At 66.8% G+C, this 14,895-nt stretch carries 14 protein-coding genes; 6 read left to right on the forward strand and 8 right to left on the reverse strand.

Annotated features, from left to right (window positions below):
* Positions 1-150: 150 nt before the first annotated feature.
* The 4 genes from VNM24_04560 (at position 151) to VNM24_04575 (ending at position 5,541) form a co-directional block, all read left to right on the forward strand.
* Positions 151-3,054, forward strand: coding sequence for a proline dehydrogenase family protein (locus VNM24_04560; GenBank protein ID HWQ37875.1), 2,904 nt, complete (start codon positions 151-153; stop codon positions 3,052-3,054).
* Positions 3,055-3,288: 234 nt separating this feature from the next.
* The gene (locus tag VNM24_04565; GenBank protein HWQ37876.1) at positions 3,289-3,759 is read left to right on the forward strand and encodes a YbaK/EbsC family protein; all 471 of its coding nucleotides are present in this window, start codon (positions 3,289-3,291) and stop codon (positions 3,757-3,759) included.
* 87 nt (positions 3,760-3,846) lie between these two features.
* Positions 3,847-4,926, forward strand: coding sequence for a glycerol-3-phosphate dehydrogenase/oxidase (locus tag VNM24_04570; protein HWQ37877.1), 1,080 nt, complete (start codon positions 3,847-3,849; stop codon positions 4,924-4,926).
* Between the two features lie 99 nt (positions 4,927-5,025).
* Entirely contained in the window at positions 5,026-5,541 is a 516-nt protein-coding gene (locus VNM24_04575) for a cysteine rich repeat-containing protein (protein HWQ37878.1), read from the forward strand.
* A gap of 45 nt (positions 5,542-5,586) precedes the next feature.
* Here VNM24_04575 and VNM24_04580 read toward each other — a convergent pair whose 3' ends face one another.
* Together VNM24_04580 and VNM24_04585 are read right to left on the reverse strand one after the other, a co-directional pair.
* Positions 5,587-5,946: a hypothetical protein gene (locus tag VNM24_04580; GenBank protein ID HWQ37879.1), complete on the reverse strand. Its 360-nt coding sequence runs from the start codon at positions 5,944-5,946 to the stop codon at positions 5,587-5,589.
* Positions 5,947-6,101: 155 nt separating this feature from the next.
* A complete protein-coding gene (locus tag VNM24_04585) occupies positions 6,102-6,521 on the reverse strand; it encodes a hypothetical protein (GenBank protein ID HWQ37880.1) in 420 nt (139 codons plus the stop codon).
* Positions 6,522-6,598: 77 nt separating this feature from the next.
* On the opposite strand from VNM24_04585, the gene VNM24_04590 reads away from it, so the two are divergent.
* Positions 6,599-8,212, forward strand: coding sequence for an acyl-CoA synthetase (locus tag VNM24_04590; protein HWQ37881.1), 1,614 nt, complete (start codon positions 6,599-6,601; stop codon positions 8,210-8,212).
* Between the two features lie 34 nt (positions 8,213-8,246).
* Here VNM24_04590 and VNM24_04595 read toward each other — a convergent pair whose 3' ends face one another.
* The 6 genes from VNM24_04595 to VNM24_04620 form a co-directional block, all read right to left on the reverse strand.
* Complete coding sequence (locus tag VNM24_04595; protein HWQ37882.1) at positions 8,247-9,158, reverse strand: MBL fold metallo-hydrolase; 912 nt, start codon at positions 9,156-9,158, stop codon at positions 8,247-8,249.
* Between the two features lie 145 nt (positions 9,159-9,303).
* Positions 9,304-10,263 (reverse strand): branched-chain amino acid ABC transporter permease, encoded by a 960-nt coding sequence (locus VNM24_04600; protein HWQ37883.1) that lies wholly within the window; start codon positions 10,261-10,263, stop codon positions 9,304-9,306.
* A complete protein-coding gene (locus VNM24_04605) occupies positions 10,260-11,144 on the reverse strand; it encodes a branched-chain amino acid ABC transporter permease (GenBank protein HWQ37884.1) in 885 nt (294 codons plus the stop codon). The genes VNM24_04600 and VNM24_04605 overlap by 4 nt, the downstream gene beginning before the upstream one ends.
* 31 nt (positions 11,145-11,175) lie before the next feature.
* On the reverse strand, positions 11,176-12,384 hold the full coding sequence (locus tag VNM24_04610) for an ABC transporter substrate-binding protein (protein ID HWQ37885.1): 1,209 nt from the start codon (positions 12,382-12,384) through the stop codon (positions 11,176-11,178).
* A gap of 58 nt (positions 12,385-12,442) precedes the next feature.
* On the reverse strand, positions 12,443-13,165 hold the full coding sequence (locus VNM24_04615) for an ABC transporter ATP-binding protein (protein ID HWQ37886.1): 723 nt from the start codon (positions 13,163-13,165) through the stop codon (positions 12,443-12,445).
* On the reverse strand, positions 13,143-13,898 hold the full coding sequence (locus tag VNM24_04620) for an ABC transporter ATP-binding protein (GenBank protein ID HWQ37887.1): 756 nt from the start codon (positions 13,896-13,898) through the stop codon (positions 13,143-13,145). The genes VNM24_04615 and VNM24_04620 overlap by 23 nt, the downstream gene beginning before the upstream one ends.
* A 267-nt stretch (positions 13,899-14,165) precedes the next feature.
* Between VNM24_04620 and VNM24_04625 the strand changes: the two genes are divergently transcribed.
* Positions 14,166-14,768 carry an intradiol ring-cleavage dioxygenase gene (locus tag VNM24_04625; GenBank protein HWQ37888.1) on the forward strand — a complete coding sequence of 201 codons (603 nt, stop codon included), beginning with the start codon at positions 14,166-14,168 and terminating at the stop codon, positions 14,766-14,768.
* The last annotated feature ends 127 nt before the right edge of the window (positions 14,769-14,895 follow it).

Consider the following 14,895-nt stretch of genomic DNA (forward strand, 5'->3'; position numbering starts at 1 on the left):
GGTGCGCAATTTCGCGATGCGCAATTCACGCGGGCTCCTGCCTCGGCCGCCCGCGCAGTCTTGTCGGACGACGAGATTCGCGCAGTGCAGGGCGCGGCGTCGCTGGCGAGATGGCGCGGGCCGCCTATACTTGAAACGAGAGGTGCCTGCATGGGCGATCCCGGACGAGAGAGTTCGGAAGCCCTGATTGCCGAAATCGGGACGCGGCTGTTGCGCCGCGCGGCCGGGGCGAGGCCATCGATCTTCGATGCGCGCGGTTTGCGCGGAAAGCTGCTGGCCGGCGCGCTGGCGGAGGAGCGGCTGCGCGCGGCGCTGTTTCTGTTCGTCGACGTGCTTCCGCAACTGGACAGCGCCGCGGAGGTGGCGGAACACTTCCGCGCCTATCTGTCCGGGTTCCGCCTCGGCGGCACGTGGGGCAGGCTGCTGCGCCTGGGCGCGAGCCCGCTGTTCGCGCCCGCCGTGCGCGCTTCGGTACGGCGGCTGGCGCGCAATTTTCTCGTCGAGGAAACGCCGGAGGCGATCCGGCGCGTGTGTGCGAAGCTCGCGCGGCTGCCCGCGACGGCCAGCTTCGACGCCGTGGGCGAGGCAGTGCTGACCGAGGCCGAAGCCGACGAGTACCTTGCGCGCAACCTCTTCCTGCTGGACTGCCTGGCGCGCAATCGCGTCGCCGCGCCCAACCTGTCCATCAAGCTCTCGGCACTGACCCCGCGCTTCGATCCGCTCGACGCCTCAGGCTCGCGCGAGCGCGTGATGAGCCGGCTGCGGCATCTGATGCCGCGTGTGCAGGCACTCGGCGCCACGCTCACGCTCGACATGGAGCACAACGACTTGCGGCCCCTGGTGCACGACGTCTTCGCGGCGCTGCTCGAGACCTACCCGGGACCCAACTGGATCCCCGGCATCGCGGTCCAGGCCTACCTGTGCGGCGCGCACGAAGAGGCGCAGCGCGTCATCGATCTCGCGCGCTCGCATGGGCGCCGCATCTGCGTGCGGCTGGTCAAAGGTGCCTACTGGGACACCGAGGTGGCGTTGGCCGTGCAGCGCGACTGGCCGATTCCGGTGCTGCTCGACAAGGCGGCGACCGACGCTCAATACGAAGCGCTCAGCGAGCGCCTGCTCGATGCCGGCGACGCGGTCTATCCGGCGTTCGCCACCCACAACGTGCGCAGCATCGCCCACGCCGTCGTCCACGCCTACACCCGCGAGCGTCCGCAGTCGAGCTGGGAAGTGCAGATGCTGTTCGGCATGGCCGAGCCCCTGGCGCAAGCCGTGGCCGCTCAGGGGATTGCGCTGCGCATCTATGTTCCGACCGGCGATCTGATCGGCGGCATCGCGTACCTGATCCGACGGCTGGCGGAGAACACCGCCAACACCTCGGTGCTGCGGCAGACCTGGCTCGAGCCCGCCCGGCCCGAGCTGCTCCTTGCCGCCCCTGCCGGCAGAGCCGATCGCGCACCTGCACCCGTACCGACGAACGGCCGGACAAGCAACACGCCGCTGCTCGACTTCAGCCAGCCTTCGGTGCGCGCGGCATTCGAGCGGGCGTTGAAGGAGGTGCGCGCCCAGTTCGGTGCGACCTGCCGGCTTGCGGCAGGTTCGAGCCTGTTTGCGGACCTGCCCGTGCGCCCCAGCGTCAACCCGGCGGATCCGGATGAAGTGCTGGGGCTGGTCGAACAGGCCGGCCAGCCTCAGGCCGCCGAGGCCGTCAGGATCGCCGTGCGCGCTTTTCCGGCGTGGCGCAGCGTGCCTGCGGCGCAGCGGGCGGCTTTGTGCCGGCGTGCGGCCGAACTGGTGCGGGGCAGGCGTCTGGCGCTCGCGGCCTGGGAGGTGTACGAGGCGGGCAAGAACTGGCGTGAAGCCGACGCCGACGTGGCCGAGGCGGCGGACTTCCTCGACTACTACGCGGCACAGATGGAGTCGCTCGGAGCGTGGCGCGCCACGCGCTGCTACCCGGGCGAGCGCAACGAGTTCGGCTATGAGCCGCGCGGCGTGGCCGCAGTCATCGCGCCCTGGAATTTCCCGCTGGCGATACTGACCGGCATGACCGCCGCGGCTCTGGTGACCGGAAACACCGTGATCGCCAAGCCGGCAGGGCCCACGCCGATCATCGCGCACCGGCTCCTCGAGATTCTGTACGAGGCCGGCTTTCCCGAGGAGGTGGTCCAGTTGCTGCCGGGTCCGGGCGCGCAGGTGGGTGACTTCCTGGTCGGGCATCCGGAGGTGGCGACCGTCGCGTTCACCGGATCGCGCGAGATCGGTTTCCGGATCCTGCGGCGCGCAGGCGAAGTGCCTGCCGGACAGGTGATGGTCAAGCGTGTGGTGTGCGAAATGGGCGGCAAGAACGCGATCCTGATCGACCGCGACGCCGACCTCGATCAGGCCGTGAGCGAGACGCTCGTCTGCGCGTTCGGCTATCAGGGCCAGAAGTGCTCGGCAGCCTCGCGCGTCATCGTGCTCGATGGTGTCTATGAACGCTTTCTGGCGCGGCTGACCGAGGCGCTGGATGCCCACAGCTACGGCCCACCCGAATCTCCGCGGCATCTCTTCGGTCCGGTGATCAGCGCCGAGGCCAAGGCACGCATCGAGCGCTGGATCGCCGTGGGGGAGGGTGAAGCGAAGCTCGTCTATCGGGGAAAGGTGCCGTCGCAGGGTTACTATGTCGCGCCGGCCGTTTTCAGCGATGTGCCGCCAGATGCGCGCATCGCCACCGAAGAGATCTTCGGTCCGGTCGTGTGCCTGATGCGCGCAGGCAGTTTCGATCAGGCGCTCGCCCTGGCGATGCACAGCGACTATGCGCTGACCGGCGGCGTGTTTACCCGCCTCCCGGCCCACGCGCAACTCGCGCGAGAGCGCTTCCTGGTCGGAAATCTGTACATCAATCGCCGGATCACCGGCGCGCGCGTCGGGGTGCAGCCGTTCGGTGGAATCCGGCATTCCGGCACCGGCGTCCAGGCCGGCGGTCCGGACTACATCAAGCAGTTCATGTGGTCGCGCGTCGTTTCTGAAAACACGCTACGTCATGGATTTGTGCCGTTCGAGGATTCGCAGTCGTAGCTTGTTTGGGCGCAGACTCACCTTGCACGCAGTGCAAGGTTATGTCGCAGCCAAAACACGCTACGCCATGGATTTGTGCCGTTCGAGGATTCGCAGCCTGCTCGGGTGCAGGCTTGCGATAGCGGAAGTCAGGCGCAAGCCGGACCGGTTGCGCCGTACAGGCGTACCATGGGGGTGGACGCGGCCGGTTTTCGCGCCCCGCGTAGACGGCGCACTGGCGCCAAGGAGGAGCAGATGAGCATTCCCGAGAAACTCAGAAACTACATGACCGAGCACCGGGCGACGTGGGACGTATGCGAACATGCGCGCACGGCCAGCAGCACGCAGACCTTGCGCGTCACGCACATTCCCGCCGAGCGTCTGGCCAAGTCGGTGGTGCTGGAGGACGACGACGGCTACTTGATGATCGTCCTCCCGGCGAGCGGGCGCGTGGATCTGGCAGCCGTGAACCGGATGCTGAACCGCAACCTGCGCCTGGCCAGCGAACCGGACGTCGTGCGCCTGTTCGACGACTGCGATCCGGGCGCGATACCGGCGATCGGACCGGCCTACGGCGTGCGGACGATGGTGGACGAAAGCCTGCTCATGCAGCCGGAGATCTACTTCGAGGCGGGCGACCACACCGAGCTCATTCACATGAGCTGCGAGAAGTTCATGGAGCTGATGGCCGGCGTACCCCGCGGGAAGTTCATGGTCAGGCACTGACCCCCGCCCGACTCGCCTCCCTCACCCCAGCCGAGCGAGCGGGCAGAATAATCCGCCTCGATTCTGGTAAGGCGGGACGGCGAGCGCATGCGGGTGGCAACGGTCGGCGCGGGAATCAACGGCATCATGTGCGCGTGGGCGCTGGCCGAAGCCGGCCATGCCGTGACGCTGTTCGAGCGCGGCGAGCCGATGGGGGAAACGAGCAGCCGCTCGAGCAAGCTGCTGCACGGCGGGCTGCGTTATCTGGAGCACGGCCAGCTCGCGCTGGTGCGGGAAGGCTTGCGCGAACGCGCCTGGTGGCTGAGATCCGCGCCGCAGCTCACGCGTGTCCTCGAAATCATCGTTCCGGTCTTCCGCAACTCTGCTCGCAGCCGTCCGGCGCTCAAGCTCGGTTTGCTGATCTACGATCTGTTCGCGGGCCGCGACCGGCTGGGCTGGCATCGGTGGTTGAACGTCGCAGCGCTTGGCGCTCGCGCACCGGAACTGCGGCGCGAGGGACTGATCGGAGGCTACCGCTATTTCGACGGGCAGATGGACGACCGCGCGCTCGGCCTGTGGGCCCTGCACGAAGCGCAGGCACGCGGGGTTGAGCTGCGCGAACGCACAGCGGTCGCGCGCGTGGACACCGAAGGCGGTGTGTTCGTCGCCGGGCGCCGGGAGCGGTTCGATTTCGTCGTCAATGCCGCCGGCCCGTGGGCGGGCAAGCTGCTGGCGGCGAGCGCGATTGCATCGCGCCACACGTTGGATCTGGTGCGCGGCAGCCATCTGATCGTCGGGCGCGAGGTCGGGCAGGGGTATCTGTTGCAGTCCCCCGACGACGGGCGCGTGTGCTTCGTGCTTCCGTACCAAGGCCGCACCCTGATCGGAACCACCGAAGTGCGGCAAAGCCTCGACGAGCCGATCACCGTCAGCACGGCCGAACGCGACTACCTGCTGCGAGTGTTCAACGCCTACCTGCGGCCGGCGCTGCAGGCCGCGGATGTCGTGGAGGCATTCGCCGGGGTGCGCCCGCTGTTGGGGTCGCGAGGTCAACCGCCTTCCGCAGTGAGCCGCGAGTACGCGCTGGAGCGCAGCGGCCGGTTGCTGACGGTCTTCGGCGGCAAGTGGACCACGGCCCGGGCGCTCGGGCGCAAGGTCGCGCGGACCGTCGGCCAGGCGGCCGCATGAGGGTCGCGCAGCAGCCGGGTCAACGCCAGGCGGGATCACGCCGTTACAGCCTCACCGGCGCACACGCCGGCCCTTCACTTTCTTACGGAGCTCAGACTCATGAAAACTCTGACGACCACGCTCGCGCTTCTCACCGGCGTGTTGCTGTCCACTGCCGCAGCGGCCGAAGAGCGGGAGCACGGCGCATGCCGCGCGGACGTGCAGAAATTCTGCAAGGACATCCGGCCGGGCCGTGGCGCGATCGCGCGCTGCCTCTCACGGCACGAAAGCGAATTGTCGCCGGCCTGCCGGGACCGGATGGCCGAGCGCAGGCAACGCGCGGAGGAGTTCGCCGAGGCTTGCAAGGCCGATGCGCAAACGCACTGCCAGCAGGTGCAGCCGGGCGATGGCCGGGTGCTGCGCTGCCTTGCGGCCAACAAGGAGCGGCTATCTCCCGGCTGTCGCGAGAAGGTCGCGCAAGCCGAAAGCCGCCATCCGTGCATGGCCGATATCGCGCGCCTGTGCAAGGACGTGCAGCCAGGAGGTGGGCGGGTGAATCAATGCCTGAAGGAACATCAAAGCGAGCTGGCCCCGGCCTGCAAGGCCGCGCTAGCCAAGGCGCACAAGGGAGAGTAATGGCCCTGCGCTGCACCAAGGCGCGCCGCGCGCCCGCCCGCGCACTCAGCGCCTGGCCTCGGCCCTGCGGCGCCGTTCGACAGCCGGCGGAGTATGGCGCTGGCGCCGGTCGGACAGCCCCGCGCGCCCGATCAGCTCACGCCAGAAGCGGTCGCTCTGATCCGATTTGAACTTGATGTACAGAGCGACCTCGTCGGGATAGGCGTCGGGCGCACCGAGCCGCTCCAGATGGCGGCTCGGTCCCTTGCCCGGCCGCGGCGACTCGTTGTCGGCTTCCCATGCGCGCATGATCGTATGCCAGAGGGATCGCTCGAAGGGATCGTCCTCGTCCTCGAAACCGTACTGCCACTTGAGGAACGAGATCTCCGCCGGGGTGAGGTCTTTGCTGATGAACTGGATGCTCATGCTTCCCTCGCTGCAGACCGGCCTATTGTGCCGGGGGAACTCATGAGGAATCAACACATTCCGCAAGCCATTTGCCGCGCTGCCGGCCCCGAGGCCGGCAGGCTCCCTCGGGAAGGGGGCGAATGCCGCCCTTTACTGGCCGTCCGGTCCGGCGTTCAGCCGTCCGAAGCGCGCAGCGTGAACACCCGCCGCAGCAGCCAGAACCATTGCAGGTGGCCGAGCAGAGCGGCGCCCGTCCAGGCGGCCAGCGGATGCGTGTACCACGGCCAGCGTTCCACGGTCACGCCCAGCGTCTGCGACAGCGACATGAGCGAAGGCAGCACCCAGATCCAGAATAATCCGGCCGGAAACGCGAGCACCGCCATGATGCCTTCGAGGATCTGCTGCTGCTCCGGGCGCCTCGCCTGGGACAGCGGGGTGCCGAGATCGATGGAGACGAACCACCACGCCAGAACGGCCAGGCACACTGCCCACCACGTCAGCCTGAGCCAGCGCCCGAGGCGCGGCGCGGGCGCGCCGGGGCGCGCGCGAGCGCGTGAAGAACGCGCAATCAAAACGTGCCTGCGCTTCGCCATTCATCGATCTCCGGAACCGCGGCGCTGCCGCCGGGGCGCATAGCATAGACTAGGACGAACGCATCCCGGAGACACCGGTGCTTCCGCAATCGCAATCCTACGAAGACCTCTGCGCGCGGTTCCGCTGGAGTGTGCCGCAGTTCTACAACATCGCCGCCGACATCTGCGACAAGTGGGCCGACGGACGCGGCCGGCTCGCGCTCGTTCACCAGCGGCGCGACGGCGGGGTCGAGCGCTTCACCTTCGACGACATCCAGCGCCTGTCCAATCGCGCCGCAAACCTGTTCGCGGCGCACGGGCTGCGCGCCGGTGATCGGGTCGGCATCCTGCTGGCGCAGGAACCGCAGAGCGCGATCGCCCACCTCGCCACGTACAAGATCGGCGCGATCGCGGTTCCACTGTTCGTGCTGTTCGGCACCGACGCGCTCCAGTACCGACTGGCCGACTGCGGCGCGAAGCTGCTTGTCACCGACTCCGCGGGCGCGGAAAAGATCGAGCGTATTCGCCACGCGCTGCCGGAATTACAGACGCTGTTCTGCATCGACGGGCAGCCGCCGGGCTGCGAGGACTTCACGCGATCGCTCGCGCGGGCCTCGGACCGGTTTACGACGCTGAAGACACAGGCCGACGATCCGGCGCTCATCATCTACACCTCGGGCACCACCGGAAACCCGAAGGGCGCGCTGCACGCCCACCGCACGCTGCTCGGCCATCTGCCCGGGGTCGAGATGTCTCACAATTTCCTGGGGCGCGACGGCGACTCGATGTGGACGCCGGCCGACTGGGCCTGGATCGGCGGGTTGATCGACGTGCTGTTCCCGGCCTGGCACCATGGGCTGGCGGTGGTCGCCCATCGCTTCGAAAAATTCGATCCGGAAGCGGCGGCCGATCTGATGGCGCGCCATCGAGTGCGCAACGTGTTCCTGCCGCCCACGGCGCTCAAGATGCTGCGCGGCCTGCCGGTGGCGCGCCTGCGGGGGAAGCTCGCGCTGCGCTCGGTGGCGAGCGGCGGCGAATCGTTGGGCGCCGAGTTGCTCGAATGGGGACGCGAGGTCTTCGGGCTCACGATCAACGAGTTCTACGGGCAGACCGAATGCAACATGACCGTGTCCGCGTGCGAGGCGCTGTTTCCCGCGCGCCCCGGCGCCATCGGCAAGGCGGTCGTGGGGCACGATGTCGGCATCCTCGACGACGCAGGCAAGATCGTGGCGCCGGGTGTCCAGGGGCACATTGCCGTGCGACGCCCCGATCCGGTGATGTTCCTCGGCTACTGGAACAATCCGGAGGCGACCCGCGGGAAATTCATCGGCGACTGGCTGATCACCGGAGATATCGGTGCAGCCGACGAAGACGGATATGTCCGCTTCGTGGGCCGCAACGACGACGTGATCACGAGCGCCGGCTATCGCATCGGCCCGGGACCGATCGAAGACTGCCTGCTGAAGCATCCGGCGGTGCGGATGGCCGCGGTGGTCGGCGTGCCCGACCCGCTGCGCACCGAGATCGTCAAGGCCTTCGTCGTGCTCAACGACGGCTATGTCGCCGGCGAAGAGTTGACCCGGCAACTGCAGGATCACGTCCGCCACCGGCTCTCCGCGCACGAGTATCCCCGCCGGATCGCCTATCTCGATGCGCTGCCCTTGACGGCCACCGGCAAGATCGTCCGCCGCGAGCTGCGCAAGCTCGGGTGAATCCACGCCGCAAGGCAGCGGGTGCTCCGCGCCGTCAATTGCTTGCGCGCATGCGCAAGTATCGATGCATCCCCTCGACGTTGAGTTCCACCCAGTCGCGGTAAGAACCCCAGCTCGCGTATTCGGGCATCGTCACCACGCGCTTGATCTCCTCCAGCGATCTGCCCGCGTCCATCTCGCGCTTGACACGCTCGCGCAGCAACTCGAGGTAGCGGCGATGTTCTGCCACGTCGGCACGGGTGCCCAGAGTGCCGTGACCGGGCGCCAGGATATCGAAGTCCATGCTTTCGAGCGTCTTGAGCGTCTGGATCCATTCATCGAGGTAGCCGTCCGGGAAATCGCGGTAAGGCAGCCGTTTCACGGCAACGATATCGACTGCGAACAGCGCGCGTTCGTCGGGAAAGCGCATCACGATCGTGTTGTCGGAATGGTTGCGGCCCAGGTAATGAAGCTCGACCCGTTTGCCTCCGGCTTCGATCGTCATTCGGTCGGAGAAGGTAAGCGCCGGAACGGCCGTCGGGACCTGTTCCGCCAGGATCCGCTCCTTCGCCCGTTCGTGGGCGACCACCGTGGCGGTATCCGCCAACACCTGGCCACCGGCGATGTGGTCGGCGTGACTGTGGCTGTAGATTACATAGCGGATCGGCTTTCCGGGAAAGCGCCGGCTCAGCTCGGACTTCAGCCACTGCGCGGCGCCAGCGTCGATCGGGTCTGTGGCGATGATTGCGTCGGAGGTGACCAGAAACACGGAGTAGTGAAAGTTGTTCTGGAACCGGTACAGGTCTCCGGCGATGGGTGTAATCGCGCGCTGCGGCTCGGACTGAGCCTGAGCGTTCGTCCCGGTCAAGACCAGGAGCAGCAGGCAGGCGGTGAGACATCGCATCGAGGCAGTGGACATCGAGCCGCGCCGAGCGGCGAGCGAGCGTGCGAGTTTCATGTGAAGCATGTAAGACCTCCGGATTCAGCACGAGATACCTGGATTGAGGCTGTGGGGACCGGCTTGCGCCGCCACACCGCCGACCTCCGCGGAAGCAACCGGGCCGGACAGCACACACGGGTTGCGGCTCCATGGTACTGCTTGAGGACCGTCTCTAGCCGTTGCCGCCGGCTTCGCCCTTGGCGGGGCGCAGGCGCGCGGCGACCTCGCCGACGATGCCGCGCCGGAAGAGCAGCACGCACACGACGAAGATCGCTCCCATGATGACGGTGACCCACGGACCCACGCGATCAGCCAGTTCGTGCTGCAACGTCACGATCGCTCCCGCGCCGATCACCGGCCCGAGCAAGGTACCGACCCCGCCCACCAGGGTCATCAGCACGATTTCGCCGGAAGTCTGCCAGTGCACGTCGGTGAGCGTGGCGAACCCCAGCACCAGGGTCTTGGTCGCCCCTGCCAGTCCAGACAAGCCCGAGGACAGCGTAAAGGCCAGCAGCTTGTAGCGGTCGACCTCGTAACCGAGCGAGAGCGTGCGCGGTTCGTTCTCGCGAATCGCCTTCAATACCTGGCCGAATGGCGAGTGCACGGCGCGGTGGATGAGCCAGAATCCCAGACCGAAGATCGCGAGCACGGTGTAATACAGAGCATACGCCGGCTGATCCGGCTCCGGTTGCAGGTCCAGCATCCCGAACAGTCTGCCGCGTGGCACGCCCTGCAAGCCGTCCTCTCCGCCGGTGAAGGGAGCCTGCAGGCAGAAGAAGTAGACCATCTGCGCCAGCGCCAGCGTGATCATCGCGAAGTAGATCCCCTGCCGCCGGATGGCAAGCGCGCCGAACACCGCGCCGAGCGCGGTGGCGGCCGCCGTGCCGGCGAACAACCCGATCTCGGGGGTGACGCCCAGGTGCAGCAGCACGTAGCCCGCCGTGTACGCGCCGGCGCCGAAGAAGGCCGCGTGGCCGAACGACAGCAGACCGGTGAATCCCAGCAACAGGTTGAACGCGCAGGCAAACAGCGCGAAGCACAACATCTGCATGAGGAGCATCGGGTAGACAGCGAACGGTGCCGCGAGCAGCAGGGCGAACAGCGCGCCGTAGACCGGGACCGTGCGGTTCATTTCTCGCGCCCGAACAGACCGGCCGGCCGCAGCAGGAGCACGATCGCCATGATGACGAAGACCACGGTGTTGGATGCCTCGGGATAGAAGACCTTGGTGAAGCCTTCGATCACGCCCAGGCCCAGGCCGGTGAAGATCGAGCCCAGGATGGAGCCCATCCCGCCGATCACCACCACGGCGAACACCACGATGATGAGGTTGGAGCCCATCAGCGGGCTGACCTGGATCACGGGGGCGGCCAGCACGCCGGCGAAGGCGGCCAGCGCCACGCCGAAGCCGTAGGTGAGCGTGACCATGAGGGGCACGTTGATGCCGAACGCCTGGGTGAGCTTCGGATTCTCGGTGCCGGCGCGCAGGTAAGCGCCCAGCCGCGTGCGCTCGATGAAAAACCAGGTGGCGAGACACACCACCAGCGAGGCGACCACGACCCAAGCGCGGTAGTTGGGCAGGATCATGAACCCGAGATCGCTGGCACCGCTCAACAGCTCGGGAACCGGATAGGGTTGGCCGGACACGCCGTAGAAGTAGCGGAACATGCCTTCGATGATCAAAGCCACGCCGAAGGTAAGCAGCAGCCCGTAGAGGTGATCGAGCTTGTAGAGCCACTGCAACAGCGCGCGCTCGATCACGATGCCCAGCACCCCGACGGTGAGCGGGGCCAGTAACAAGGCCCACCAGTAGCCGACGCCGAAGTACGTGAGCCCGATCCAGGCGAGGAACGCTCCCATCATGTACAGCGCCCCATGGGCGAAGTTGATGATGTTGAGCATCCCGAAGATCACGGCCAGGCCGAGGCTCAGGATGGCGTAGAACGAACCGTTCACCAGGCCGAGCAGAAGCTGGCCGAGCAGCATGGGCAGCGGCTTGCCGAAGATCTCCACGGGCGCGACCGAGGCGGCTGCTAGGCGGCGATCACTTCTTCACCAGCGGGCAGCGTGACAACGACAGCGGCTGGAAGGCCTTGTCCGCCGGAATCACCTGACGCAGGTGGTAGTAGTCCCACGGACCTTTCGATTCCTGCGGCTTCTTCACCTGGAACAGGTACATGTCGTGGAGCAAGCGCCCGTCCTCGCGCAGCTTCATGTTCTTGCCAAACATGTCGCTGTGGGTGTTCTTGCGCAGCCAGGCCATGACCGCCTCGGCATCGTCGGTACCGGTGGCCTTCACCGCGTTCAGAAACATCGTTACCGCCGAGTAGACGCCGGCCTGATTCATCGTGGGCATCTTCTTCATCTTGTCGAAGTAGCGCTTGCTCCACTTTCGCGTCTCTTCGTTCAAATCCCAGTACCAGGCTTCCGTGACGTACATGCCCTGCGTCGCCTGCAGGCCCAGGCTGTGGATGTCGGTGATGAACACGAGCAGGCCGGCGAGCGTCTGCGTTCTGGTCAGTCCGAACTCGTTGGCGGCCTTGATGGAATTGATCGTGTCGCCCCCCGCATTGGCGAGCCCGACGATCTTGGCCTTGGAGCCCTGGGCCTGGAGCAGGAACGAGGAAAAATCGGCGGCCGAGAGCGGATGGCGCACCGCGCCGAGCACCTTTCCCCCTGCGGCCCTGACCATGTCCGCGGTATCCTTCTCCAGCGAGTGGCCGAAGGCATAGTCGGCGGTCAGAAAGAACCACGTGTCGCCGCCTTGCCTGACGACCGCGTTTCCGGTGCCGTTGGCCAGCGCGTAGGTGTCGTAGGTGTGATGGATGGTGTAGGGCGTGCATTCCTCGTTGGTGAGGCGGGTGGAGGCCGCGCCGGTATCGATCAGCACCTTCTTTTTCTCGGCCACCACCTTGGCGGTCGCCAGCGCGACCGCCGAATTCAGTGCGTCGGTGATCATGTCCACACCTGCGCGGTCGATCCACTCGCGCGCCTTCTGCGCGCCGATGTCGGCCTTGTTCTGGTGATCGGCGGCCACCAGTTCGATCGGCCTGCCGAAGATCTTCCCGCCGAAGTCGTCGATCGCCATCCGCGCCGCGGTGACCGATCCCTGCCCGCCGATGTCGGAGTAAAGGCCGGACATGTCGGTCAGTACGCCGATGCGCACGCCGTTCCCCGAGAGTTTCTGCGCCCATGCAGGGCCGCAGGCCGTCATTGCCGCGATCGCGATCGCCGCCAGGCATTTCGTGTACATCGTCTGCTCCTCCGTCGTATTGGGCGCAGCCACGAGGCCGCGGCGCGCCCGAAGTTGGCTACACGCCGAGATATTCGTGCAGCATGTTCATGCGTGCGTCCAGTTCGTTCTTGTCCACCGTTTCCACCACGCGCCCGCGCTCGACCACGTAGTGCCGGTCGGCGAGCGGCGCGGCGAAGCGGAAGTTCTGCTCGGCCATCACGATGGTATAGCCCCTCTGGCGCAGCCGGTAGATGGCGCTGCCGAGCATCTTGACGATCACCGGCGCCAGACCTTCGGTGATCTCGTCGAGCAGCAGCAGCGGCGCGCCGGAGCGCAGGATGCGCGCCAGCGCGAGCATCTGCTGCTCTCCGCCGGAGAGCCGGCTGCCGGGGCTGGCACGCCGCTCGCGCAGGTTGGGAAACAGGTCGTAGATCTCTTCCACGCTCATCCCGCGTGCACCGAGCATGGGCGGCAGCATCAGGTTCTCCTCGGCGCTCAGGCTCGCGAAGATGCCGCGCTCTTCCGGGCAGTAGCCGATCCCCAGGCGCGCGATGCGATACGGTGGCAGGCCGATCAACTCCCGCCCCTCGAGCCGTACCGACCCCTTACGCCGGTCGACCAGGCCGAGCAGGGCGCGCAGCGTGGTGGTGCGCCCGGCGCCGTTGCGCCCCAGCAGGGTGACGATCTCGCCGCTGTGCACCCCGAACTGCATGCCGTGCAGAATGTGCGACTCGCCGTACCAGGCGTGCAGCCCGGTGACTTCCAGCAGCGCGCCGTCAGGTATCGACGTTGCCGACATAGGCTTCCAGCACCTGCGGGTTGCGGGACACTTCGGTGTAATTGCCCTCGGCGAGCACGCTGCCGCGTGCGAGCACGGTGATGGTGTCGCACAGGTCCTCGACCACGCTCAGGTTGTGCTCGACCATGAGCACCGTGCGGTGGGCCGCGACGCGGCGGATCAACGCCACCACCCGGCCCACATCCTCGTGCGCCATGCCCTGGGTGGGCTCGTCGAGCAGCAGCAGCTCCGGTTCCATCGCCAGCGTAGTGGCCAGCTCGAGCGCGCGCTTTCTGCCGTAGGGCAGCTCGACCGCGTGCACCTCGGCGTGATCGGCCAGTTCCACCGCCGCCAGCAACTCGCGCGCGCGGCCGTCGAGCACGGCGAGGCTCTTGGCCGAGGCCCAGAAATGGAAGGAGTTGCGGAGCTTGCGCTGCAGGGCCACGCGCACGTTCTCCAGCACGGTCATGTGGGGAAAGGTCGAGGAGATCTGGAACGAACGGCCGATGCCTTTGCGGGCGATCTGCGCCGGCCGTTCCCTCGTGATGTCCTCGCCCTTGAACCAGATGTTGCCGCGCGTGACGGGAAGGAAGCGCGTGAGCAGATTGAATACCGTGGTCTTGCCGGCGCCGTTGGGCCCGATCAGGGCGTGGATGCTGCCGCGGCGTACCTTCAGCGCGACATCGCTCACGGCGACGAACCCCTTGAACTCCTTGGTCAGTCCGCGTGTCTCCAGGATGTAGTCTCGGTTCATTGTTTCAACTTGCCGCGCCGCTTGCCTTCGCGCAGCGGGTGCTCGGCTCGGTTTGCGATGAGCGCCACGAATGCCCCGCCCGCGCCACGAAGGCGGGGCCGCCACCTGCCCTGCCTCGCGCCGATGGCTGTATATCACATCCGCACGCCGCGCTGCGCTCGCCTGCCGCGGATTGGCTTGGTCGGGTCGAGGGAACGGCGTATATATAGGTGAAGATGCGGAACCGGGTGCGCGCATCCGGTTCTCAGGACCAGAGGAGGTGAATCGATGAAACCCGATCCGACCAGCCCCACCCGTCGCAACCTGTTGACCGCCGGATTGGCGATGCCGGCACTGCTTCTGCCCGGCCTGCGGGTGGCCTGGAGCCAGGCCGCCGAGCTGCCGGTCACGCCGATGTGCGGGGAGGACCCCACACCACGGGACTACGAGGGGCCGTTCTTCAAGCCCCGCTCACCGATGCGCACCTCGCTGCTCGATCCGGGCGTTACCGGCGCGAAGCTCGTGTTGAGCGGATACGTGATGTCGAAGAGCTGCAAGCCGCTGGCGGGCGCGGTGCTCGACTTCTGGCATTGCGATACCGCGGGGCGCTACGACAATGCCGGCTATCGCCTGCGCGGCCATCAGTTCACAGACGAGGCGGGACGCTATCGGCTGGAGACGATCTTCCCGGGAGAATATCCGGGGCGTACGCGGCACATCCATGTCAAGGTGCAAGCCAAACACGGTCCGCTCCTCACCACACAACTCTACTTCCCGAACAACCCGGCCAACGAGAACGACTTCCTCTTCAAGCCCGCGTTACTGATGATGCTGACCGAAGCGGACGCCGGCAAGATGGGGCGCTTCGACTTCGTGCTCGACGTCGCCTGAGGGCCGAAGCTCGCCGTTCACCGCAAGACACAAGGGGAGAAAGTCGGCTTTGAACCGGCAAACAGGCGCAACAAGGGTTCTTCGCCTCTGTCGCCTCGCGAGACAGGAAATCCGTTCATGGTTCCGG

The organism is Burkholderiales bacterium (genome assembly GCA_035560005.1).
Taxonomy (GTDB): Bacteria; Pseudomonadota; Gammaproteobacteria; order Burkholderiales; family Eutrophovitaceae; genus DASRFY01.